This window comes from Halorussus sp. MSC15.2, from assembly GCF_010747475.1.
Taxonomy (GTDB): domain Archaea; phylum Halobacteriota; class Halobacteria; order Halobacteriales; family Haladaptataceae; genus Halorussus.
On sequence record NZ_VSLZ01000006.1, the window covers coordinates 201,695 to 223,362 of the forward strand.

At 57.2% G+C, this 21,668-nt stretch carries 23 protein-coding genes; 10 read left to right on the top strand and 13 right to left on the bottom strand.

The window, feature by feature from the left end:
- Positions 1-8: 8 nt before the first annotated feature.
- On the top strand, positions 9-212 hold the full coding sequence (locus FXF75_RS19055) for a hypothetical protein (RefSeq protein WP_163523542.1): 204 nt from the start codon (positions 9-11) through the stop codon (positions 210-212).
- 277 nt (positions 213-489) lie between these two features.
- Here FXF75_RS19055 and FXF75_RS19060 read toward each other — a convergent pair whose 3' ends face one another.
- From FXF75_RS19060 to FXF75_RS19080, 5 genes are all read right to left on the bottom strand, one after another.
- Complete coding sequence (locus tag FXF75_RS19060) at positions 490-1,422, bottom strand: hypothetical protein (RefSeq protein WP_163523544.1); 933 nt, start codon at positions 1,420-1,422, stop codon at positions 490-492.
- On the bottom strand, positions 1,419-2,201 hold the full coding sequence (locus tag FXF75_RS19065; RefSeq protein ID WP_205427885.1) for a hypothetical protein: 783 nt from the start codon (positions 2,199-2,201) through the stop codon (positions 1,419-1,421). The genes FXF75_RS19060 and FXF75_RS19065 overlap by 4 nt, the downstream gene beginning before the upstream one ends.
- The gene (locus FXF75_RS19070) at positions 2,202-3,065 is read right to left on the bottom strand and encodes a hypothetical protein (RefSeq protein ID WP_163523546.1); all 864 of its coding nucleotides are present in this window, start codon (positions 3,063-3,065) and stop codon (positions 2,202-2,204) included.
- Positions 3,066-3,202: 137 nt separating this feature from the next.
- Complete coding sequence (locus tag FXF75_RS19075; protein WP_163523548.1) at positions 3,203-3,538, bottom strand: hypothetical protein; 336 nt, start codon at positions 3,536-3,538, stop codon at positions 3,203-3,205.
- A complete protein-coding gene (locus FXF75_RS19080) occupies positions 3,535-3,696 on the bottom strand; it encodes a hypothetical protein (RefSeq protein WP_163523268.1) in 162 nt (53 codons plus the stop codon). Before FXF75_RS19080 ends, FXF75_RS19075 begins: the two co-directional genes overlap by 4 nt.
- Before the next feature lie 512 nt (positions 3,697-4,208).
- Here FXF75_RS19080 and FXF75_RS19085 point away from each other — a divergent pair.
- A complete protein-coding gene (locus tag FXF75_RS19085) occupies positions 4,209-4,847 on the top strand; it encodes a transposase (RefSeq protein WP_163523550.1) in 639 nt (212 codons plus the stop codon).
- A gap of 206 nt (positions 4,848-5,053) precedes the next feature.
- Here FXF75_RS19085 and FXF75_RS19090 read toward each other — a convergent pair whose 3' ends face one another.
- The 4 genes from FXF75_RS19090 to FXF75_RS19105 all read right to left on the bottom strand — a co-directional run bounded on the left by FXF75_RS19090 (position 5,054) and on the right by FXF75_RS19105 (position 9,967).
- Complete coding sequence (locus FXF75_RS19090) at positions 5,054-5,818, bottom strand: DUF4010 domain-containing protein (protein ID WP_163523552.1); 765 nt, start codon at positions 5,816-5,818, stop codon at positions 5,054-5,056.
- On the bottom strand, positions 5,815-8,571 hold the full coding sequence (locus FXF75_RS19095; RefSeq protein WP_163523554.1) for a PEP/pyruvate-binding domain-containing protein: 2,757 nt from the start codon (positions 8,569-8,571) through the stop codon (positions 5,815-5,817). Before FXF75_RS19095 ends, FXF75_RS19090 begins: the two co-directional genes overlap by 4 nt.
- A gap of 158 nt (positions 8,572-8,729) precedes the next feature.
- The gene (locus FXF75_RS19100; protein WP_205427887.1) at positions 8,730-9,380 is read right to left on the bottom strand and encodes a helix-turn-helix domain-containing protein; all 651 of its coding nucleotides are present in this window, start codon (positions 9,378-9,380) and stop codon (positions 8,730-8,732) included.
- A 146-nt stretch (positions 9,381-9,526) separates the two neighbouring features.
- A complete protein-coding gene (locus FXF75_RS19105; RefSeq protein ID WP_163523556.1) occupies positions 9,527-9,967 on the bottom strand; it encodes a DUF6653 family protein in 441 nt (146 codons plus the stop codon).
- A gap of 211 nt (positions 9,968-10,178) precedes the next feature.
- Between FXF75_RS19105 and FXF75_RS19110 the strand changes: the two genes are divergently transcribed.
- Positions 10,179-10,757, top strand: a complete 579-nt coding sequence (locus tag FXF75_RS19110; protein WP_163523558.1) for a PQQ-binding-like beta-propeller repeat protein — start codon at positions 10,179-10,181, stop codon at positions 10,755-10,757.
- A 419-nt stretch (positions 10,758-11,176) separates the two neighbouring features.
- On the opposite strand, the gene FXF75_RS19115 is transcribed toward FXF75_RS19110, so the two are convergent.
- The gene (locus tag FXF75_RS19115; protein WP_163523560.1) at positions 11,177-11,557 is read right to left on the bottom strand and encodes a hypothetical protein; all 381 of its coding nucleotides are present in this window, start codon (positions 11,555-11,557) and stop codon (positions 11,177-11,179) included.
- 531 nt (positions 11,558-12,088) lie between these two features.
- On the bottom strand, positions 12,089-12,247 hold the full coding sequence (locus tag FXF75_RS19120; protein ID WP_163523562.1) for a hypothetical protein: 159 nt from the start codon (positions 12,245-12,247) through the stop codon (positions 12,089-12,091).
- Between the two features lie 722 nt (positions 12,248-12,969).
- Between FXF75_RS19120 and FXF75_RS19125 the strand changes: the two genes are divergently transcribed.
- Positions 12,970-15,324 (top strand): bacterio-opsin activator domain-containing protein, encoded by a 2,355-nt coding sequence (locus FXF75_RS19125; protein ID WP_205427889.1) that lies wholly within the window; start codon positions 12,970-12,972, stop codon positions 15,322-15,324.
- A 72-nt stretch (positions 15,325-15,396) separates the two neighbouring features.
- Here FXF75_RS19125 and FXF75_RS19130 read toward each other — a convergent pair whose 3' ends face one another.
- Positions 15,397-15,810 (bottom strand): ester cyclase, encoded by a 414-nt coding sequence (locus tag FXF75_RS19130; RefSeq protein ID WP_163523564.1) that lies wholly within the window; start codon positions 15,808-15,810, stop codon positions 15,397-15,399.
- Positions 15,811-16,119: 309 nt separating this feature from the next.
- Here FXF75_RS19130 and FXF75_RS19135 point away from each other — a divergent pair, with 309 nt between their 5' ends.
- The 4 genes from FXF75_RS19135 (at position 16,120) to FXF75_RS19150 (ending at position 19,515) form a co-directional block, all read left to right on the top strand.
- Positions 16,120-16,545: an ester cyclase gene (locus tag FXF75_RS19135; protein ID WP_163523566.1), complete on the top strand. Its 426-nt coding sequence runs from the start codon at positions 16,120-16,122 to the stop codon at positions 16,543-16,545.
- Positions 16,546-16,622: 77 nt separating this feature from the next.
- Positions 16,623-17,468 (top strand): plastocyanin, encoded by an 846-nt coding sequence (locus FXF75_RS19140; RefSeq protein ID WP_163523568.1) that lies wholly within the window; start codon positions 16,623-16,625, stop codon positions 17,466-17,468.
- Between the two features lie 148 nt (positions 17,469-17,616).
- On the top strand, positions 17,617-18,408 hold the full coding sequence (locus tag FXF75_RS19145; protein WP_163523570.1) for a plastocyanin/azurin family copper-binding protein: 792 nt from the start codon (positions 17,617-17,619) through the stop codon (positions 18,406-18,408).
- An 843-nt stretch (positions 18,409-19,251) separates the two neighbouring features.
- Positions 19,252-19,515 carry a hypothetical protein gene (locus FXF75_RS19150; protein WP_163523572.1) on the top strand — a complete coding sequence of 88 codons (264 nt, stop codon included), beginning with the start codon at positions 19,252-19,254 and terminating at the stop codon, positions 19,513-19,515.
- A 1-nt stretch (position 19,516) separates the two neighbouring features.
- Here the strand turns inward: FXF75_RS19150 and FXF75_RS19155 are convergent, their stop codons facing one another.
- A complete protein-coding gene (locus tag FXF75_RS19155) occupies positions 19,517-20,554 on the bottom strand; it encodes a hypothetical protein (protein ID WP_163523574.1) in 1,038 nt (345 codons plus the stop codon).
- Positions 20,555-20,829: 275 nt separating this feature from the next.
- Here FXF75_RS19155 and FXF75_RS19160 point away from each other — a divergent pair, with 275 nt between their 5' ends.
- Together FXF75_RS19160 and FXF75_RS19165 are read left to right on the top strand one after the other, a co-directional pair.
- A complete protein-coding gene (locus FXF75_RS19160; protein ID WP_309221866.1) occupies positions 20,830-21,222 on the top strand; it encodes a TOPRIM nucleotidyl transferase/hydrolase domain-containing protein in 393 nt (130 codons plus the stop codon).
- 27 nt (positions 21,223-21,249) lie between these two features.
- Positions 21,250-21,489, top strand: coding sequence for a hypothetical protein (locus FXF75_RS19165; protein ID WP_163523577.1), 240 nt, complete (start codon positions 21,250-21,252; stop codon positions 21,487-21,489).
- The last annotated feature ends 179 nt before the right edge of the window (positions 21,490-21,668 follow it).

Consider the following 21,668-nt stretch of genomic DNA (forward strand, 5'->3'; position numbering starts at 1 on the left):
GTAAGAAGATGGCAACAAAGGACTCGGAGAGTTCTCCAACAAATCTGATGGAGAAAGTACTCGATACGGTTCGAGAAGAGTACATCGAGGAACATGGAGAAGAACCTTCAGAAGAGTTTCTCCAAAACGCGAGGAAGAAAATCCTCCGAGAACGAGCCAAGAAGAGCCGTGACGACCACCGCGAAATCTACGACGCACTCGCCGACGAGTAATCAGTCCGCAACAGCGAACTGCTCAGCTTCTACCTTCTCGGTCTCCCACTTCCCCTGTTCGACCTGAGTCACTCGTAACTGCTGTCCGTCGATGACGCTCCCATCCTCCTTGAGCAACCCCTCGGCTTTGAGCTCGTTCTTCGGCAGGATTCCCCCGCCACTCGTCTCGCCGATGGTACAATGTGAGCACCTTTACCAGTTGTTGCAAATACGATTTCTTTATTCAGTCCGCGGCGTGATTTTTTCGTGCCGATTCTCCCGTCACACATGAGTTATCTCACCCGGTGACCTTCGTCTTTTCCTCTAAGTTCTGACACTGATTCGAGCGGGGTTCGACGGGCTTCACTCGCAGTTCACCGAAACCGTACTTCGAGTGACTGCCGACTCGGAGGATGCCGCTCTTCGCGGTCTCCACCGGACGGTCGCCCTCGTAGGCGACCACCTGCCCGTGGTCCACCGTCTGGAGCTTGTACACCTCGCGTTGCTCCAGCACCTTCTCCTCGCGTTCGCGGAGATCGCGGCGATCCTCCTTCCACCACCACGGAACGTCCTGGTCGTGAGCGTTCGGGTACTCCGACTCCAGCACGAACGGCGTCACGAGTTCGAGGATGAACGCCTCGCGGTCTTCGAGACGCGAGTAGTCCAGCGCCTCCAGGTCTACGACCTGCGTGTCCTTCAGCCGCGTGATGCCGTAGCCGTAGTTGCGCTTCCCGCCGAACTGGAGGCCATCCAGGGCGCTCTCATCGAGCGGGAGGACGTCGTCCCGGTCGGCGTGAAGGTATGCGTTGATGTACCAATTCGTCGTCTGCTGTTGCTTCCGCGCGTCGTCGGGCTTCCCCATGATGGTCTCGTGGGACAGCGCCGGGTGGCCGCTCTGCACGCGGATGTCGTGGGTGTTCAGTGCGTCTCGCGGCCGGGAGTCGAGAAGCCACGAGTGCGACGCCTGCCGCATCAGGAACAGGTCGTCGTAGCTCTCCACGTCCGGGAGGCCGCTTCCGAGGTACGGCCGGATGCCGCTCTGCGAGTGCTCCTCCGGGAACGTCCCGAACTGGCCGGGCACGAAGACGCCGTGACTCGCGTTCAGGTGGCGGTGGACGTCGTGCGGGAGTTGCTGACCGAGCGCGTGCATGATGGCGTTCCCCGAGACGTAGTACGGGTGGCCGATGTAGTCCATCTCCAGCTCCCACTGGACTTGCTGGATGCGCGTCATCGGTCAAACGCCTCCCGGAAGTCCTCGATGTACTGGAGCGCGGTAGACCACGCGCCGATCCGGCGGAGGTTCGCGTCGAGCACCATGTCGTACTTGTCGTGAGCGGCATCGAGCGGGTGCGCGGTCAGCCGGTTCCACGTCGAAGCCCACGACCGCCACGGACGACTCCCGAGACGGGACGACGGCCGGCCGTCGGCGCTCTCGTCGATTCGGAGCGCGAAGTTCTCGCCTGCGTAGACCGTCCGATGGGGCACGATCTCCCCGGCGTGGTCCACCACCAAGAGGAGATCGGCGAACTCGTGGCCGTCGCGGTAGTTGTCGAGTAGCGCCGCCACGAGCAGGGTGTGGTACTTCAGGCTCGTGTACGGGTAGTAGACGATCTCGTTGAACGCCGAGGCGACGTCGCTCTTCAGCCACGCCCGATGCATGGCCTCTGGGTCGTTCTCTGTCAGGAGGTCATGCACGGCGCTCTCCACGCCGTTCCGCGTGTACTCCTCCGGGTCGTACCGACTCTCACCCTCGATGAGCGACAGCCGGTAGAGCGTCTCGTGGTTCTCCATCGTCCGCTCAGGCTTCCCGTTGGGGCGCGAGAGTGCCGACGCATCGCCGTCCGCGCCGTGGGGAACCGTCTGGTTCACGGGAACCCCGGCGAACGTCTCCGGCGCGTAGTCGTGCGGCTGACCGTTCATCTTGTGGGCGTCGTGGCGGTACGCGACGGCCATCTCGCTCTCGCCACCATCACCGGTCTGGAAGTCGCTGAGGCTGGCGTTCTCGGCCATCTACGGTCCCTCCTCGATGCGCTCTTCCAGCGCCTCCACGAACGCCGGGCGGTACTCCTCGGTCCACTGGTCGTCCTTTTCGTCCATCTTGTTCGTGTTGCCCTTCCCGCGGTCGAAGACGCGCTTCAACTCGCGCTCGTTGTAGAGTGGGTTAATGAGGTGGCAATCGACAATCCCCGCGCCGAAGTTCCGAGCGCCACCGAGCTGGTGCATGAAGTCGGTCTTGTGAGCATCGAGGAAGTCGATGCCCTCGGCCAGAAGGCCGACGAACTCCGGTTTCACCTCCCGGAAGGAGAGATGCCAGCAGCCGTCGAGATTGGCGACGGCATCCACTTCGGCGTTTCGCAGTGGCTCCCGATTGTCGTCGGCGTTTCGGGAGACGATGTTCCGGTTAAGCCTGCGGTAGTGCCCTTCGGCCTGCCCGCGCGTGTAGTCCACGCTGGAGCGGACAGGGTTGAACTTAATCGGGCGACGCATCACCTTCCCAGGGACGCCACCGAATCCGCCGAAGAGATCGAAGACCACACAGCCGTCGTCTTCCTTCGGATCGTCGGTACACGCGCCCTTCTCGTGGTAGCCGTCATTGAGGTCGCGCTCGTAGACGTCTTCCTTCATGAAGTTCGCGTTGGCCTCGCCGGGGTGGCAGGCGGTGCCGTCGTACTCGTGGACGACTTCCTCCATCCCGTGTCGAAGCCAGCCCGAGAGCGGGAAGGCGGGGATGATGCCGCCGATCTGATTCTGCGGGTCGTCGTCCTCGTAATTGCCGTTTGAGGCGTGATGGCGGTCGGTCATGATGCTGTCCCCGACCACCAGCAGGTCGGTCTGTATCCGTACGAAAACGTCCTTCTCGATGGCTTCAATCATTGTCTCAGGGGTGTTAGCAATTGTTTAGGGCCAATTCGAGTACGTCGAGACTGCCGTAGGTGACACCGCCGACTTGGTACTCGTGGAAGGTCTCACCGTACTCAGTACGGACGACTCGGGCCGTCACACGGGTACTGTCAGTTCTCATCGCCAAGCAGCCCCTGGCGGTCGAGTTCATTCAGCCGTGACACCGAGACGTCCAGGTAGTCGGCGAACGCATCGTACGGAACGTGATTCAGTGCATCGTGGTAGGGTTCAATGTCGTCAACCAGCAGACTCAGGTCTTCTTCGACCAGCGTCTGAATCCCTGTTAGCGCCTTGCGAATCTCTTTGATGTCCTCTGCCGTCACTTCCTCACCGTCTCGGAGTTTCCCGGCGAGTCGGTGGGTTGCAACTTCGAGATCGTCAAGTTGGTTGAGCGTGTGGATCCACACTATCTTCCGACCAAGTGGCTCCCACTCCTCGGCGCTCATGCGTAGTCCTCCGAGAAGTCCTTCCGGCCGGGGATGTAGCAGTTGGCGCACGGGAAGCCGTCGTCGAGTTTCACGCACTTGTCACAGTCGTCTTGCTTGTCGAGCGATTCTACGGTCGTGCCAGAGGGTTCAAGTCCGGCAAAGGCTAATATCTTCATGCTTCGTCGAGTTGGCGAAGCGCGGTCGGACGTGCTCCTACACGTTCCGGCCTACTTCTGACCGGTTTCCCGCACTTCTCACTAGTTACATGATTGTGAAGTTACTTAATACTTAGCATCAAAGCAAACTATTAGCGTTAGTGCAAAGTTAAATAGCAATAGTGCTAACGTAGAAGTGGATGGAACCACCTCCAGTTAGCGTGGGAAAATACCGCGCAATAATGACTACGACGGACCGAGAGAGAATCAGTGAAGAAGCTGATGTCTCTGATGAAAAGAGATACCAAGCGATTCATCGGGTTCGCAGTCGAATCGAAGAACTAGAAACTGATGTAGAGGTCCTTAGACAACATCACCCAGAGTTGCTAGAAGAACTGCGCAAGGCAGTCTGTAAGGACATATGATGTAATTCATGAAGAAATCGGGTTTTCACAAAGAACTATCTCGACAGCGGGTTCTACAATGAGGACTCGGCGCGTGCGCTCGGTGAATTCGACAGCCTCGGCTGGGTGATGCAGGCGAAACAGAGCGCAGACAAGATAGACGAGATGATGGACCACGCTATCGAGAACGAGCAGGACTGGCAGGCCACGAAGTGGGGCGTGAGCGACGTCCCGGAGCGTCACAACCTCTGGGTGATGGAGTCCGAGAAGAAGTCGAAACTGTACAAAGAGGAGCCTGATGACCCGAAGGACAGGTGGATCGCTTTCTACACGAATCTCGACTGGGTGGCTGACGCCCCCGACGAGGAGATTGACCTAGAGAGCCTCACCGAAGAGCAGCAGGAGATGCCGCTGACACCGTTGGAACTGGCCGATGACTTCCGCGCGAGATGGGGGATAGAGACCAGCTACCGGAAGTTGAAGGAGGATTTTCTGGCGAAGTCACGCTCGACGCGGTACTACATCCGGGTACAGGTATTCTATTTCGCCGTCCTCTGGTACAATATGTGGCTGGCCGCGAACGTGAAGCGCGCCGATGAACTGGGGATTGATCTCGGTGATGACGATGAGGACTATCCGTTCCGCGGTCCCGAGGTGATGCGCGCTATCGAGGAAGATCCCGCCGATTTGCAAATTGGGGAGAAGGACGACCTGTCGGTGGTCAAAGACAAGTTAAAAGCGTTTGATCCTTGGTCAGAGTTCCGCTGAAGTAGGGCCATTTTAGACTCCCGCCGAATACTATAAAATAGCGTAAATATAAGATAACGGCTACAACAGCCCGTGTTGAATAGAAGGCCAGAATATGGCATGCAACCTGACTCGAATTCAATTAGATATTCTAGCTGAATGGAGGTTTCAGTGCAAGATACCGATGTGTTTCGGTACCAACCGTATCATTTCAGGTGTGTGCTCCGCTATAACACGACGAGCACAATTCCGACGCTTGCGCTACCGAGTAGTATCACAATAATCACTTGAGCAATCTGTTTCGCACCAGCTATCGACGTTACTACAACGTATACAGATAACTGTACCACAGTCGCTATGACGATTCCAATGCGGGTAGTGCCTGCTGAAAGAGACAAGTCAACGGAATTGACGAAGGCAAGAACGACCGCGACAAGGCCACCAATCGCTAACGCTGATCGAATCCGAAACGGAGTATTCAATTCGTTCGTTGGTGGTTCACGATTTCGAGTACGAAACCAGAGACTCCCTGTTACGAGGAATCCTACCCCGGCCATCGCCACAAATGGAATCACGAGTGACTGGGCAAATGCAGGGCTGACGATGGCCACGACGATGAAGTTACGCAAGAACAGCATCGTCGATGCGATCGCAGCTGCGACCGTGTAGGCAAGACCGAACTCCGGATGACGCCGGTACTGTTCAGTGAGTGATGTGATTGTCATTCCGGGGGACACGGCACCCCCAAGTGCTCCGGTGACCCCGATTGCAGTCCCCGGATCGACTACCTTGGATAGGAGGTATCCAAGAAAACTCAGTCCTGCGACGAACACCACGACTAACCAGACCTGTCGCGGGTTCACTCCGAGCAGTACATTGAGGCGCTCGTCGGGTAAAACCAGCAAGACGAGGAACAGAGCAAGAAATTCAACTGTCGCTCTGAGGTCTTCCGTATCGATTCGATCTCTCATCTCGCTCCAGCGAGTGCTCATCGCTTACTCTCAGAGTCAGAATCTCCCGTCGATTGGTCCGTTCGGTCAAGTAACTCGACGGTTCCGCGCTCGCCATCGATTCGAATTCGCTCGCCCGTTCGGATTTCGTTGGTTGCGTTCGCCACCGACACGACGGCCGGAATACCGTACTCACGTGCGACCAGTGCGCCGTGTGTCATCCGGCCACCAACCTCCATCACTAACCCAGCCGCATCCTGGAACAACGGTGTCCATCCAACGTCCGTGGACGGGGCAACGAGAATCTCACCCTTTGAAATCGACTGTTCAGACGGATCGTGCATCACCTTGGCAACTCCTTCGACCACACCGGACGAGACCGGCGTTCCAGTGAGCACGTGTTCTGAGGGAGATCCATCTCTCTTGCCTGTCGGTGTTTCTCCCTCGCTCGTGAGAATAGGTGGTGCACTCAGCGACGCATATCGCTGGTGAGTATCACGTCGTTCGGAGATGTCCACATTAAAAGATGACTCACCATCTAGTGCATTCAACAATTCCCGTTTCCGGAGGAACCAGACGTCCTCTTGGTGTTCCAAAACACCGGCCCGAGCGAGTTCGGTTCCTGTATCGGAGACGACGTCGTGTACGGCCGCGAGAAATCGCGCAGCTCCGTGTTTATGGTGTTCCCGGAGCTGAATTCCGCCTCGGTACACTTGGATCAACTGCCCCACAATCGGCCGTTTCACGGGGCCCAAGAGTCCTCGACTAGCGCGATTCTCAAGTGTCTCGGCGGCTTCACCTGCGTCCTGTTTCAGTTGAGCCAAGTGTTCGCGGTGTTCTCCATGATCACCACTCCGAAGATTACTTTGAATCGTCTGAAAGAGCATTGAGGGATCATCTCGCCAACGTGATCGGCTCAGGTCTATCTCGTTACTCGCCCGGAAGCCAAAGTCGTCAAGGAACGTCTCGAATGCCGCCACGAATTCGGTTCCGCCATCGACATCTTCGATCTCTGAGAGAGAGGATTCGTCTCGAATCGCCGCTTCGACGTCCGGATGTTCCCTAGCAATATCTGCGAGGTCGCCGAGCCGCTGATTGATTTCGGTGGCGATCTCCTCGTCGAATCCCCGGCTGAGTGCTGTGAGTTCGTCGTCTGCGTCTGGGTACAGCCGTTCTAGTACATTGCCCGCCATAACGCCAGCCAAAAGATACGGCATCGACTTGCTTCCTACCGAAGCGACCAGCGTACCGAGCTCGGTTTCCTCGAACCCCACTCGAATCTGCTCGCTGCGAGACTCGGGATGCGTGACACGGGCTGCCATCGTTTTTCCCGCACGTTCGATACGAGCACGGACGTGTCCGGCGTCGGGTGGCCCCAGAAGGAACGGCTTGAGGAGACGGGCCAAAAGGTCCGGTGCATTTGAGACAACGAGCGGGAGGAGGCGTCGGCTCACGCGACCGAGCTTTCGGAGCCGGTTCGTGAGCGTGTCTTGAGAGAGTGTATCTTCGTGTCGGTCGAGGATATCTTCGAGTGCACGCGTTGCGGGTTCGCTCATCGAGTCGAGGACGCGAAGAGCGATCTTTCGTGTTACTTCCCCTCGTAGAAGAGGGGTGAGGTCCACATACACTCGGTGTCCGGCTTCGACTGCGAACGACTGCTCAGATTCGGCGGACTGGAACCGAGCAACTGATCTGTTTACCGTTTCCTGCATCCAATCGACGACCAGTGGTGGGAGTGCCTCGGCCATCGCTTGCTGGTGACCGATGCTGAAGTAGATGTGCAGCTGGTCATCGGCCGGCACTGGTGATGGGAGCGGATACAAAGAGGTGATTGGACGTGACTGGAGCAGCATGAACTCGCCATCGACGAGTGCCCATTCGATGTCCTGTGGGCTGCCGAGTAGTTCTTCGACATCCTCCCCGAGCTCTACGAGTTCCCGTAGTTGGGCATCGGTCAACGCCCGGCTCTCACGGCGCGCAGTAGATACCTCTTCCAGTGATGGCTCATCTTGGCCGTCCTTCCCCGAGCGGAGCGCAAGGTGCTTTTCGCCGACTTCGTATTCGAGAACTTCTCCAGTTCGGCGGTCAACACGTGCGTTGTCTGGGGATACGTCTCCGGCGACCACCGTATCGCCAAGACCATAGTTAGCGTCAATCGATGCGATGTGGCGATTACCTGACACAGAATCGGCGGTGAAGAGCACTCCGGCAATCTCTGGTTTGACCATCGTCTGCACGACTACCGCCATCGCTACCTCCGAGTGCGAGACGTCGTTTCGAAGCCGGTACGACATTGCCCGTTCCGTGAAGAGGCTCGCTATGCACTCCTGAACGTATTCGAGAACATTTTCCTGGTCGATTCCGAGGAACGTCTCGTGCATTCCGGCGAATGACGCGGTCGGCAAATCTTCGGCCGTCGCACTCGACCGAACGGCGTAGGAATCGGCATCGAGCGTGTCGAGTGCGTTCGAGATAGCCCGTTGGATGTGTTCGGGGATCTCCGTCTCCCGGATCTTCGTTTTGAGTTCCTCGCTCTTCGTAGCGATTTCGTCCGCACTCCCTGGGTCGAGTCCCTCTAACGATTCGATCTCTGCCCGGATGTCGGGCTCGTCGACGAGAACTTGATAGGCGGCAGTCGTCACACATGCTCCAGCGGGGACTGGCATGCCCGCTTCGACTAAGCGAGCGAGATTTGCACCCTTACCGCCAGTGAGTTCGAGGTTTGTCGCGTCTTCTTCATCCAGCGAGATGACGAATCGCCGATCGCGTACCTCTGATAGTTCGGTCTCCGGCATCTAATTGTCCCTCCTGATTACGCGGTACTGATCTGTAACGGGGTGAAGTTCCATAATACGCTATTGCCTAGCTGAGGAGTTAGACTGGTGCCTAGTACTAATGGCTGTTTATAAGTAGAATCGGAGGGTGATGCTGTTCGAGGATCTCATGGCCGTAATCAGAGTTCGAGGGCACCGAAGATTCTCGCTTCGATTTTCTGGAGGTGTTCGCTTACTGTCGGTACTGCGAGTTCGAGTTGTTCGGCGATGTCTCGGTGAGTCGCGCGCCGAGGAACGTCGTAGTACCCACTGGCGAGTGCGACCTCCAGTATTTCGCGCTGACGGTCGGTCAGCAAGTCTGTCATCGATTTTGGATCCTCGATGTACGGACCGATTCGTTCGACCGATATCTCGATCTCTGCTGGAATTTCGTCCAGTATTCCCGTGATTTCGCTGTTGGTTTCGCCGACTATGGTGAGCTTGAGCTGCCCCTCTTCTGTCGCCTCGATCGGGAGGTCGAAGAACACGCCATGCTCTCGACGGAGTTCGAGTATCCGCCTGATGGATGGCGGCGGTCGAGCGTGTACAAACACGAGTCCGACGTTCGCATCCTGTTCGGAGATACTGAACCCGAGGACGTCCTGTTCAGCCGAGAGAATTTCGCGTGCGTGCGTTAGATCGCCTCGAATCCGGCCGAGGAGAACAAACGTCCCATCTTCGAGGAGGGTGAGATTGAAGATTCGCTCCCGTTGCACTCTCGATTCACTGGTAAACAGATGGTCCACAGGATGATTCGTCGGGGGCGAAACGAGGACTGTCACCGATTTCATCAGAGTACCACCTGGCTCAGCGGTTTACTGAATGGGTAGCCTCTCACTCTCATACTCTGCATTTATACTACCATTGAAGCTAGGCGATTGCTTAACCTTCACTATCACATTAGGAGTTCAGCTTTCAAGTGATGGGCCTACTGGGACTACTTCCGATTTCGCGCATTTTCGTCGTAGTATTTTACAAGGATGTGGAGATACACAAGTTTGCAGGTGAGCGCAACTCCTCCGCCGAGGGCCGTCACCCGGGGGTTGCGCTTATAAGCCCCGTACAGTCCGTAAAAATATGCCACAGCATTCAACACGTTGAGAGCGCCAGGGAGACTGGCCTCAAACACCTCGTGTCCGTCCTCTAACCATAGTTGCTCACCGAGAACGCTTCGACTAATCCATGCATCCTTTGTTTCCGGTTCGGGGAAGAGCACCGGATTGATGACTACATAGAGAAGGGTCAAGCCAACCATCCGCCAATCCCGACGATACAGCCCAAGGAGGAGTACTGGCCCCATTGGAAGCCGCGTATAGCCACTCCACGGATTCGTGTGCCGTGCCCAGAAGTCCTCACCAAGGACATTCGTGATAGCCATAAGGTCACTTACGCGAAAGCCTCCTATCAATTTGATGTATACACTCTATTTCAGTAGCGAATGTCAATACCATCAGTAATATTACAATAGTCTGCGCAGTATTATTTCGCCCATATTGGAGAGGAATTAGTGAGTTAGAATTCTACCCCAATTCTGAATAAATAATCCGTATTTGCAACAACTGTTATGGAGCGAGGATTCCGACGATTCCGTGGTTGGTGTCTGCGCCGACGGCTCGTTCGCCTACGTGACGTACCGGACAGCGGTTGAGCCAGGAATCCTTGGTCTGGACCTCCAATCCGGCGACACTGAATGGACGCTGAACGGCCCAAGTGCGTTCGACACGCCGCCCGCCATCTCCGACGGCCTGCTGTACGCGGTTGCGGACGGCTCGGAACTGGTGTGTGTGAGCGCAGCCGACGGAACGGTCGAGTGGCGGCGCTCGCTCCCCGAGAAGGGGTACGCCCGGCCCGCGATTGCGGGCGAGTTGGTCGCGGTGAATGCCGGCCAAGGCGAGCAAGCGCGTGTCTTCGATGCCGGGACCGGGGACGAACTGACAACCGTCAAGACTGGCGAGAGTTACACCCAGCCAGTCTTCACCGAAGACGCACTGATGGTGGCTGGACGCGATGCAGGACTGGTGGTCGTTGAGCGGTCGTCGCTAGAGGTCTCCGCGCGCCACTCGTCGGTCGGCCACGTGGACTCACAAATCTCGGTCGGAACCGACGAAGCGTTCTACGTCCCTGCACCGAGTGGCGGCCTGCATCACGTCGCGTTCGAAGGGCGATAATCCGGCATTCGTCGGGCAAAACGACTCGTTCTCCCTTTCCGGTGCCCGCTTCGGACTCGCTGATTCGTTTGTGAGAGCGCCTCGGTTGCCTGATTGGCGCTGGCATTCGTATGAAACTCTTCTGAATACGTTTTCTAACGTCTCTCAGACTGTCGATGACATTGGCGTCAAGAACGACCGGGAGGCCGCGTTTAACTTCAGCAACTGACAGAACCACCGTTCCTTCCTGCGCCGACGTTTCTTTGCAGAAATCCCCTGCAAGTCGAGTGCACCACGCCCGAGAAGACTAATCAACTAGCAGATGGCTGAATTGAGCGAAAGGCAGCCGGACACTTCTCGGAGCTGAGTCACTACGAGCTACGGTGAAAGAAAGGCACGCATCAGTTTCATCCTCCGAGGTTGAGGAGTTCCGAACCATCTTAATTCGCGCATGACTCGTCTGAACTGAGAGAGAGGGTATACCACTCCCCGTCGTAGTCGACGTACCACGTGTAGTGGGCTTCAGGAAAGGCTGTCTCCGGAAGTCGCTCCAGGAGCCGGTGCCATGCACGGGAAGGAGACTGGGTTGTTTCGTGATAGCCGTCGGTCACCGCCGCGTCCAGAATGGCTTGCTCTGCAGATGTGGGGGACTCAATTCGGATGATGTGTCGGTCGGCAATCAACCGACGAAATGACTCGGCACTCTCTGCCACCCGTTCAGCCGTGTACTCGTGTACGAGCTTCTCCATCGTGGCTGTTCGGTGGGCCGTCACCTCGTAGGTCCTCCCTTCCCAACGAACCCACAACTCGCTCTCGTCCACGAACGTTGATTCAGCGGTCCCGTCTGGATATGGAACTGGAGACGCGGAAAAATCGAGTATCGTCTCCGGATGGACTTGGGGTTTGTAGAGACCGCCGTAGACGGTGGACCGCAATGCTAATTGGTCTGATTCGGGGAGGTCTGGGAACGATAGCACTGTCGCGTTCGGTGATGGCGTTTGGCTGGGATTCCACGTGACGCTGAGTACGAGTGCCGGTAGTTCAGCGGTGTAGCTGTTGGCAAGTTCGACGTAGTAATACGAGTCCTCGAACTCTACGTACGAGGCCCGTTTGAGTGGGCGAGGCCCGTAGGAAGCAGTCGTACTCCCATGGCGACTTGCTCGGTGAGCGAGTGTCCGCTGAAATCGGTTGTACGCGGGCGGAAGGTCCGTCACGGGGTCAAAGGGTTCGGCGACGGCTTCGTACTCACAGAGGTCCTGTTCATCCCTCGAACCTCCGAATGGAAGTGAACTACAGCCCGCACCCAAGAACGCGAGACCGGATGCAACGAGTGTTCGTCGTGAATACATAGTTTACAGGCAGGTGTACGCGCCGGGCGCTCCGTAGGACGTTACTTCGGTTTTGAAGCCGTAGAGGAGTCCGTTGTCACAGGAGACACTCTTCCAAATTTTGACGTGGTCGTCAGTGTAGACGACGATTACGAAAACGGTCTGGCCGTACGGCTCGGCCATCGTCCAAGTGCGTGTCGTACTGGGGTCCAACGTGTACCGTCCGTAGAGTTGGACCTCACTAGGAAACGAAAGGGACGTAACCGTGTGATAGTCGCCGGGATGACTGGAACTGATACCAGCAGTCCCCTCGGTGGTGTTGTAGTCACCACCAGTACTGCGTTGAACTTGGATGTCATTGATCTCTGTCCCTTCACCGACCCAAAGTTCGAGCGTATGGCTCGTCTCCGCACTATTAGTAAAATTGATGAACACTGGACGGTCTTGCGGGTTCGGCGTATCGGAAGTGCCTGATAGCGCCCCTATTAAAAATAGTCCGCTAACACAGAGTCCCGCCAACAGGAGAATGATACTTCCGCGGCGAAGACAGGTCATCGTCCGCTGAATCAAACTCTAAACCCTTAACAATTCGCAACTTCCCAGCGTATCATCGTCATTAGAGTTGGTGTTTAGCCGCTATCTATACATGCTTGTTCTACCAGCCCTTCTGGAGAGGAATTCCATAGTATTCCGTCCACGGATGGGAAACAGACGGTCTCCACCGGTGAATTGAGTTGACGGCCATGCAGTCACCGACGCACCTCACGTTCGATTCCCGGACTAGAAAGCCGGTCGGACGCTCAGGCTAGCCTACAGATATCGGTGAGGGGTTGGACACTGGGCACGTCGCGAACTGGGTGTTCCCCGAACATTAAAGACCGTGCTAGTTGATAACACGGCCCATTATGTCCAGCGCAGCCGACATCCCCTGGGACGGGGCACAGGTGCTGGCTGCGTCGCCAGCTGCGATGGCCGTCATCGAGACCGACCCGGCCGAACACATCGCGGTCAACCAACCGTACGCCGACCTCTACGGGTTTCCACACTCTGATGCGCTCAGTGGTACACCGTGGCCGCAACGCCTCGCTGCCGACGAACGCGCCCGCATCGAACAGGAAATCTTCCCGGCGTGCCATGAGCAAGACCAGTGGCGCGGCACGGTCACTGGTCTCCATCGCGACGGCACCACCTTCCCACACCACCTCTCGATCGCCCGATTAGATGACAGCCACTTCATCTGCACCGCCCGCGAAAGCCACGAACGCCTGACGCGGGACCGCGAGTTGGAACGCTATAAAACTATCATCGACACTGTCGACGATGGCATCTACGTGCTCGACGAGAATCTCCGATTTGCCTTCGTCAACGAGGCTATGTGTAAACTGACCGGCTTACAACGGGAAGACCTCATCGGGACGCCCGTCGTGGACCTGTTCGAGTACGACGACGAGGTCGCCGCCGCGGAGGAGATTCGCAGACGCGCCGTCGAGAACGACACCAGTATCGGCACCGTTCAAGCGACGGTACCAACCGCCGACGGCGACCGAACTCTAGAAGCGCGGTACCGGCTTTACCCCGACCCCGATGGCGAATATCGGGGAAGTATTGGCGTTGTGCGTGACGTGACCGACCGCGAGCAGCGCGAACAGGAACTCCGGACCGCCCGCCAGTTCAACGAAGAGCTAGTGGAGAACGCCCCGTTCGGGATGTTCCGTCTCGACGAGAACTTCCGCATCACGTACGAGAACTCGCGCGCCGAGGAAATCATTGGGCTGCCCGACGACGAAGAGGAGTCGGCGGCAATCGGGGAGGACATCCGTAATCTTCCGTCAATCGTGGAAACCGGGCAAGCAGACCTGTTTACGCGGCTGCAGGACGGTGAAACCATCGAGTTCGAGTTCCCGTTCGAGTCGATCTACGGCAAAGAGGCGTACTTCACCGGGCGTGGTGTCCCGCTGTATCGCGACGGCGAGTTCGACGGAGCGGTCCTGATGGCCATCGACATCTCGGACCGCAGACAACACGAGCGGGACTTAGAACGCCAGCGCGACGAACTCGAGACGCTCGACCGAATCAACAAACTTCTGCTGGAAATTGCGCGCGATTTGTTCACCTCACCAACGCGCGCCGAAATCGAACAGATGGTCTGTGACCGGCTAGCCGCATCCGATTTGTACCAGTTCGCGTGGATAGGCGAACCAGAGCCCGATGGCAACCGAATCCTTCCCCGCGCCAGCGCTGGGGTTGACGAGGGGTACGTCGACTCGATTACGGTCACGATGACCGAGACAGACACCGGTCAGGGGCCAGGCGGACGGGCGCTGCGCACTGGCAGCGTGCAAGTCAGTCAGGACATTCGGTCTGATTCGTCGTTCGAACCGTGGCGAGAACAGGCGCTGGCCCGGGGCATTAAATCGGCGGCCGCCGTGCCGCTAGTCCACGGCGACACCACCTATGGCATTCTGGCGGTGTACGCGACTCGCCCGCTCGCATTCAGTCACCGCGAACAAGCCGCGTTCGACACTCTCGGGAACGCCGTCGGCTTCGCCACCAACGCAATCGAGAACCGCAACCTCCTGTTTGCGGACACGGTCGTCGAACTCGAGTTCGAGGTGACCGATTCCGACCTGCTGTTCGTCCGGTTATCCGAGCAACTCGGGTGTGACCTCACAATCACTGGCTACGTCGAGTCAGCGGCTGGTACGTGGAGTGTTTATCTCAGGGTTGACGGCGCTGCTCCGACGGCGGTTCGCGATGTCGCCGTAGCCGATTCGGGTGTAGAGCAGGTGCGCGTCATCACCGACGAGGACGACACCGGCTTGCTCGAGTGCGTCATGACGGGGCCTGCGCTGACTGCACTAACAGAACGGGGGGCGATACTGACAGTGGGTCGCGTCGCTGACGGCCGCGGCCAATTCTGCATTGAAGCACCGCAATCAACGGACGTTCGGCGGTTAGTGGCCCGGCTCCAGACTGTGTATCCGGACTCGACGTTGGTCGCCCAACGTGAACGTGACCGACCGGTCCAGAAGGCCAGTGAACTACGCCAATCGGTCGCGGAACGGTTGACCGCCAAGCAACAGGAAGCGCTCACGCGCGCGTACCACGCCGGGTATTTCGAGTGGCCACGCCAGAGTACGGGGAGTGATATTGCGGCGGCGATGGACGTCGCTGAAACCACCTTCCATTACCACTTGCGGAATGCGTTGGAGACGTTGGTTGCGGCCCTGACCGACATCGGTGACGGATACTACGATTAACTACCACCGAGCCGACGTGAGAATTCAGGTCGGCTGACGGCCGTCTCGTCACCAACCCGGTCGTTCTCGTTGTTAGTCGTCGGTGAGTCCGAGTTGCTCGAAAATCGCTTGCTGGTCGAAGTAAGCGCGGTGTTCGTGGATGACGCCGTCCGCAACGCGATATTTGGACATTTCACGCACTTTCACTTCCCGGCCGGTCGGTGGAATCCCATCGAATTCTCCTTCGTGGGTCATCGTGATGGCTGCCTCGTACATCACCAGGTCGTCGCTCGACACCATGTCGAGAATCGTCACGTCGAAGTCGGGAAACCCGGCCGCCACCCCGTGCATGAACGCTTCGAGGCCGTCCCGGCCGTGAACCTCGCCTGCAGGCCCGGGAACCCCCTCCTCTGGAGCCGCCGGGTCGTACATCACAAACGATTCGGCGACGAGGTCCGGAATCGCGTCATAATTCTGTTCGTTCCACATGTCGACGTAGTCGGTCACGAGTTGCTCAGATTTCGGTGTGGCTTCTGCCATAGGTTGTCCACCCCGCGGTAGACTGTGCCGTTAGTTGGCTTAAGAACCGCCTCTAGATAGCCCTAGTGAACCACCACACGTCGTGCAAATTCGAGGCGAGTCGAGTATGCCCGGCAAATCACCAGTTACTGGCGGGGCAGTATCGTCGAAGCAGTGGCCAACTGTCACGGAGCTACAACCTCCTAATCATGCGCCTAGGGTTAGTTTGAGAGGTACTTTACGTGGACGTCCAATGTAGCACCCTTGCTCTCCCCACGACGGAGAGTGTGACAAGACATGGCAACCGAAGTCCAAAGCGTGAAAGATGTCGTGCGGCGCTACACCGAGGACGGGTACAACGACGCGAATCCCGCCATAATCGAAGAGACGGTGGCGGAGGACGTGGTCGTCCACGGCCTTCCCGGCGCGGACGGGCCCGTGCGCGGTGTCGACGCGTACCTCGAGTGGGCCGGCGAACTGCTCAAAGCAATTCCCGATGCACACGCCGAGATCGAGGCGTTGCTCGCAGAGGAGAACATGGCGGCAGTCCACTGGACGATGAGTGGCACTCAAGAAGGCGAATTAGGTGACTTGCCGCCAACCGGCGAGCCGTTCAGCATGCGCGCGCTCGCACTGTTCCGGTTCGAGGACGGCCAAATCGCCGAAAAATGGTACGTGGCTGACGAAGTCAGCATGCTGGAGCAACTCGGGCTCACGGACTGACAAACCGGGAGCCCGACCACACGACGCCATCCCGCGACAATCGATGCGACCACCACCGACCAATTGGAGGACCACTAATGACATCATCCACAGACGACTCGACCGACGATGCACCTGCCGACGCGAGCCGTCGCTGGCCCGATATCGGGCGACGCCCGCTGTTGAAAGCACTCGGCATCGGTGCTGCACTTCCGCACGCCAGTGGCGTCGCCGCTGCTGGGGACGACGCGGTTGCCGCGCGAGACAGCGTGAACACAGACGCCGACCAAATCCACCCCGTGTTCGGCTACCCCGTGACGGACGTCGCGGACATCCCGGAGTCGCTCGCGCCGGATCACGAGGTCGAACTCCACCGGGTGTTCCCGGAAAATCCCGACAACCCGAAGCACCCGTCGATCTTCCACTTCGAACCGAGCGGCCTGCACGTGGACACCGACGACATCGTCCAGTTCACGTACGAGAGCCCCAACCACACGGTTTCGCCCTACCACCCGGGACACGGCTTCCAGCGGCGAGTGCCGGAAGGCGTCCCGCCGTTCTCGTCGCCGCTCGTGAAGAAGGACGGGGCGTGGCTCTACCGGTTCACGCAAAAGGGGCTGTACGACCTGTTCTGTGGCGTTCACGAAATCGCAGGAATGACGATGCGACTCGTCGTCGGCGACCTCGCCGAGGAGGACGTCCCGGACTACGAGGACACGTTCGAAGCCGAACCGCCGCTCTTCCCGCCGGTTCCCGCGGAGTTGCTCGAACACGAACTCGAAGCGACGAGCGACGAGAACGAGGACATCGAGTGGACGTGGCTAACCGCACCCGAAGTCCTCGACGCGGACGCGCTGGACCCGGCGACGATTCAGGATGCAAGCACGGTGCCGTTCAAGAACGTCGCCGACGAACTCGGCGTCCCGTTCGATCCCGACCACTGAGCGGCGGCGCCGGCACGACTACGACCGACACTGAGAGCGGCACAACACCGAACTCACTGAACGCGACTCCACGACAGCAACACCATGACACCAAACGACACCGTAGCGGCGCGGCGCGTCCAGCGAGCATAACACAGGAGGGGGTTACATGACGCACGACAACACGACCGATTGGGTGGACAGACGGAGCGTTCTCAAAACGAGTGCGGCACTCGCCGGAATCAGCACGCTCGGCGGGGTTAGTGACGAGGCGGTCGCGCGGAAGAGGACACCGGACGCCGACGATGCCAGTGATATCGACCCGGTGTTCGGACTGCCGCTCGCCGTGGGGCAGGCCGTGCCGGACGGAATCGACCCAGTGCACGTGGTCGAGTTAGACGCCGTAGAGAAGAAGAAGGACGAAGACATCCACGAGGGATTCCCGATGCGACCGGACCCCGAGAACCCGGACCAGATGGTGGAGGCCGAGGAGGAATTTCTGTTCGACCCAGTGGGGGTACGGATTGCTCGGGGCGATGTCGTTCACTTCAAATCCGTGGCACACCTTCACACCGTGACGGCGTTCCATCAGAAGTGGGGTGAGGCCGAGGAGTTCCTGAAAATTCCGACGCGGATACCCGACGGAACCCCCGGGTTTCATTCGCCACTCCTCATGGAGGACGCCTCGTGGCTCTACACATTCAACGAGCCCGGCGTGTACGACATCTTCTGTCTCCCGCACGTGTCGTTCGGGATGGTGCAGCGCGTCGTCGTCACCGATTCGGAGACGGATGCGGCTACTCTCTCTGCGCCGTCGGGGAAGACGTTCCCGAATGCGATGGCCGTCTTGACGGCGCCGGAGCTCCAGCCCCAACACATCGTCGAGGCCGGAACCGTCGGGTGGGGTGACCTGACACTACAACAGAGTCCCCCGGAGGAGACCACCACGACCACGAGATAACCTCCGGCTCAACCCCTCTCTGCATGAGCCACGCCACCTCGCCATCGTAACAGTCGCCGGGGGTATTGCGTCACTACACAATCGGTTATCGACCTTCCCAATCTCCCACTTGCCCTGCTCGACTTGCGTCACCCGCAACTGCTGACCGTCGATGATGCTCCCGTCCTCCTCGAGCGACCCCTCGGCTCGAAGCTCGCTCTTCGGCAGAAACACCGTGCCACTCGTCTCGCCGATTTGGATGAGTTCGTGGAATGGCATGGTCGGTGAAGTTGTATTTGATTCTAAGACCGCTTCAACCGTGGTTCAATTACACTCCATGTCTTGTTTTACGAATCTCTTAGGATGCTCGTTCTCTCTGGTGAACCGGGGGATTCCGTAGCCGGAACCGTGGAATCCGACATCGAATCATGAACGCAGACACCAGTATCGACGACAGAATCGTACTCCAACCGGAATCGACTAGCGAGCAACAACTGCTGAACCTGCGCATGGACGCGGTCAACGCCAAAAATTAAATATTGAATGTTTCTGGCCGGTTACTGCCCAGGATGAAATTCTGCCGAAGTGAATTTGCGATACACTATACTCACGTAATCTATTTCCGAACCGAAGGTTACAGCGAGGCTCTAGCCTACAAAAGGTACAATCACCAGATAAATTGCAGAAGGGCCAAATTAGAACAGCACGCCATGATTAGGATATACTTCTTGTCTCTTTAATGTTTGTCAACTACCTATGATGACTGAATGAGTTCACCTCCGGAATGATGCAACTAGTGACAAGAACGAACCAAAACACTTTGATGGAGGAACCTTGAAGTAGAACGCACAGGAAGTGTTCAATATGAGTGAGACCGTTAAGTCGAAGTTCACAGTCGAAGATATCATGAAAAATGATATCTGGCTCAAAGATTTAGAACGCGGCCTCACTGTCGCTGTTGAAGCTAGTGGAATGGAGTACTCTTCGGACATCCGGAAGAAAATCAACCAACTCTCCGAAGGTGATACGATTGCGGCGGAACTAGAGAGCCGTAACTCACTTCGAACCATCTGGGCCTTCGAAGACATTGAGCGTGAGCAAGTTAGCCGTAGTAGAGCGCGCGTCTAACCTATTGGTACCAGTTCGGACTATCTCGGCGCTTCCATGCCGGCTCATCCTCGTCTTCTTCATCTACCTTCTCGTGAATTGCGAGGAAGTCCGTCAACAGATACTCAATGAACTCCTCCTCAAAGTCTTCTTTTAGTTCCCAGAAGAAGTAGAGCAACACCGCGTACCCGAGACAGAGCATCCAGATGGGCGTCCAAAACTCGACGATTACAGGTTTCCAAACCGTGAGACCAACAAACTCGGCGAACACGGTGACCTGCTCTGAGAATCCTCGTGCGACAACCACGGTAACCATTAGCAATAGCGAAAAGTAGCAGGCAATCCACATTCCTCGATGGAAATTACGAATCGCCTGAAAACGGAGTGCTCTGGAACTTGCAGCCACGGATTCTATATCGCTGGAAATCAGGTGCAGTAAGTCCCCGTACTGGTCGTACTTACGGTCTAAATCGTATTTCTTCCGGCAGATTGCCCACGTTTTTCCAGCGAGTGTCACGTCGGACAGCGGCCGGTCACGTTTAATCCGAACCATTGCCGCGGCTTCGATTACCGCTCGGTACCAGCGGGCAGGCACCCGCACAAATCTCTCAACTATGGTCTCACTGTCTAGTACCCCTTCGCCGACAGATACATCAGTATCCCCTTCGACTGGGTCGCCGTTTAGGTAATTGTCAAGGTTCCACTCTTCAGTCTCCTCCGGATGGAGCCACGAATAGACGGAGTACAGACATGGATGTGCTGTCGGAAACTCATCGAAATCCAATGCCGCTGACTTACCGAGACTCTGGTTGACGAGAATCGAATTTCGAAAAGTTTCTCGTTTGCCGACTGCCCGCGCCGCGTAACTTTGAATCAAGTGCCCGAGGGCAAACGCTACTACCCCCAGCAGAAACACCGCAGCAAGCGGTGATGAACCAATCTGCGTCACGCGGTCCGGCGGGAGTAACGCAATGATACTTCCCATGAGTAGAATACCCGGTACGAAGTTCCCCAAAAGATCGAATACCGAGAGGTCCCCAAAGATTCGACCGATTGGCATCGTCCTTAATCATCACACCTCTTATTAATAAAAGCGTCTAAAATGGGACTTACTGTCTGGCGAATTTTCGCTGACGCCTACCAGGCAAACGTCGAACTTCCTTGAATAGACGGTATGACAATCAGATATGGACAGAACATGGCGATGTTTGACAGTTGTAGTAGCAACGGATATCAGCCACCTGTTATCATAGCTGTCCGTCACAGCTACAGGAATCCACGTTTGTCCTCATAAGAAATATCTTCAGACCCGTCCGCCAGAGCCTCGGCGCGGACATCTCCGGGTCGCTATTCGGCTCCACCAATAACGTCCTCGTCGAAGGCTACACCGACAAACTCTATCTCAAAACCTTTAGCGAGTTCTTCCGCCGACAGGGCGAGGACACTACGTTCGACTACCAGACCAGCCTCGTGGACGTAGACGGCTCGAAAACCGAGTACATGGTCAGGTTCCTCGACGCCGAGAACTATGACTACACCATATTGCTGGATGACGACGACGCCGAGGATGCAAAGTCCCACAAGGAGACGCTAGTCGAGAAGGATGTTGACGAGGACCGCATTGTCCTCGTGAGCGACGTATTGGACGACACCGACGAGGGCACTCCGGTCGAAATCGAGGATTTGCTCCCGGCTGATATCTTCTGCGAGGTCGTCGCCGAGCAGTAACCCCGTGACGATATCGACCCCGACGATTTGGTCAAGGAGACGGGCGACGAGTATCAAACGATGCCCGATGTGGTGAAGGCGAAACTACAGGAGATTGAACAGGGTGAACTCCAAGTAGGCGGTTTTGACAAAGGCGATGTCGCGGAGACCATCTGCGACCGAATTGCGAGCGGAGATTACGGGAAGGACGAGTTGGACACGGAGACCGTCGAGGCGTTTGGTGACTTGGTTGGGAAACTTTGTAACCAGATAAAGGACGACGAATAGGCGGATTCTGTCTCTGAACCGCTTCATTTCCACAATCTATTGAGCTGTTCCTTTGCCATTGCTGCGAATCTTAAAATGGAACTTTTTATCTGTTTCAATACTAAACTTGGATTTGACACATATGCAGATACCGAATTGGCTAGGTGATATTCCATCTTTATTCCGTCCTCATATATTTG

Coding starts and splice junctions, on each gene's coding strand:
- FXF75_RS19140 (WP_163523568.1), top strand. CDS start 16,623: ATGACATCATCCACAGACGACTCGACCGACGATGCACCTGCCGACGCG.
- FXF75_RS19090 (WP_163523552.1), bottom strand. CDS start 5,818: ATGAGCACTCGCTGGAGCGAGATGAGAGATCGAATCGATACGGAAGAC.
- FXF75_RS19125 (WP_205427889.1), top strand. CDS start 12,970: ATGTCCAGCGCAGCCGACATCCCCTGGGACGGGGCACAGGTGCTGGCT.
- FXF75_RS19080 (WP_163523268.1), bottom strand. CDS start 3,696: ATGAAGATATTAGCCTTTGCCGGACTTGAACCCTCTGGCACGACCGTA.
- FXF75_RS19070 (WP_163523546.1), bottom strand. CDS start 3,065: ATGATTGAAGCCATCGAGAAGGACGTTTTCGTACGGATACAGACCGAC.
- FXF75_RS19060 (WP_163523544.1), bottom strand. CDS start 1,422: ATGACGCGCATCCAGCAAGTCCAGTGGGAGCTGGAGATGGACTACATC.
- FXF75_RS19075 (WP_163523548.1), bottom strand. CDS start 3,538: ATGAGCGCCGAGGAGTGGGAGCCACTTGGTCGGAAGATAGTGTGGATC.
- FXF75_RS19105 (WP_163523556.1), bottom strand. CDS start 9,967: ATGGCTATCACGAATGTCCTTGGTGAGGACTTCTGGGCACGGCACACG.
- FXF75_RS19120 (WP_163523562.1), bottom strand. CDS start 12,247: ATGGCCGAGCCGTACGGCCAGACCGTTTTCGTAATCGTCGTCTACACT.
- FXF75_RS19150 (WP_163523572.1), top strand. CDS start 19,252: ATGAGTGAGACCGTTAAGTCGAAGTTCACAGTCGAAGATATCATGAAA.
- FXF75_RS19055 (WP_163523542.1), top strand. CDS start 9: ATGGCAACAAAGGACTCGGAGAGTTCTCCAACAAATCTGATGGAGAAA.
- FXF75_RS19085 (WP_163523550.1), top strand. CDS start 4,209: ATGCAGGCGAAACAGAGCGCAGACAAGATAGACGAGATGATGGACCAC.
- FXF75_RS19065 (WP_205427885.1), bottom strand. CDS start 2,201: ATGGCCGAGAACGCCAGCCTCAGCGACTTCCAGACCGGTGATGGTGGC.
- FXF75_RS19135 (WP_163523566.1), top strand. CDS start 16,120: ATGGCAACCGAAGTCCAAAGCGTGAAAGATGTCGTGCGGCGCTACACC.
- FXF75_RS19155 (WP_163523574.1), bottom strand. CDS start 20,554: ATGCCAATCGGTCGAATCTTTGGGGACCTCTCGGTATTCGATCTTTTG.
- FXF75_RS19095 (WP_163523554.1), bottom strand. CDS start 8,571: ATGCCGGAGACCGAACTATCAGAGGTACGCGATCGGCGATTCGTCATC.
- FXF75_RS19100 (WP_205427887.1), bottom strand. CDS start 9,380: ATGAAATCGGTGACAGTCCTCGTTTCGCCCCCGACGAATCATCCTGTG.
- FXF75_RS19145 (WP_163523570.1), top strand. CDS start 17,617: ATGACGCACGACAACACGACCGATTGGGTGGACAGACGGAGCGTTCTC.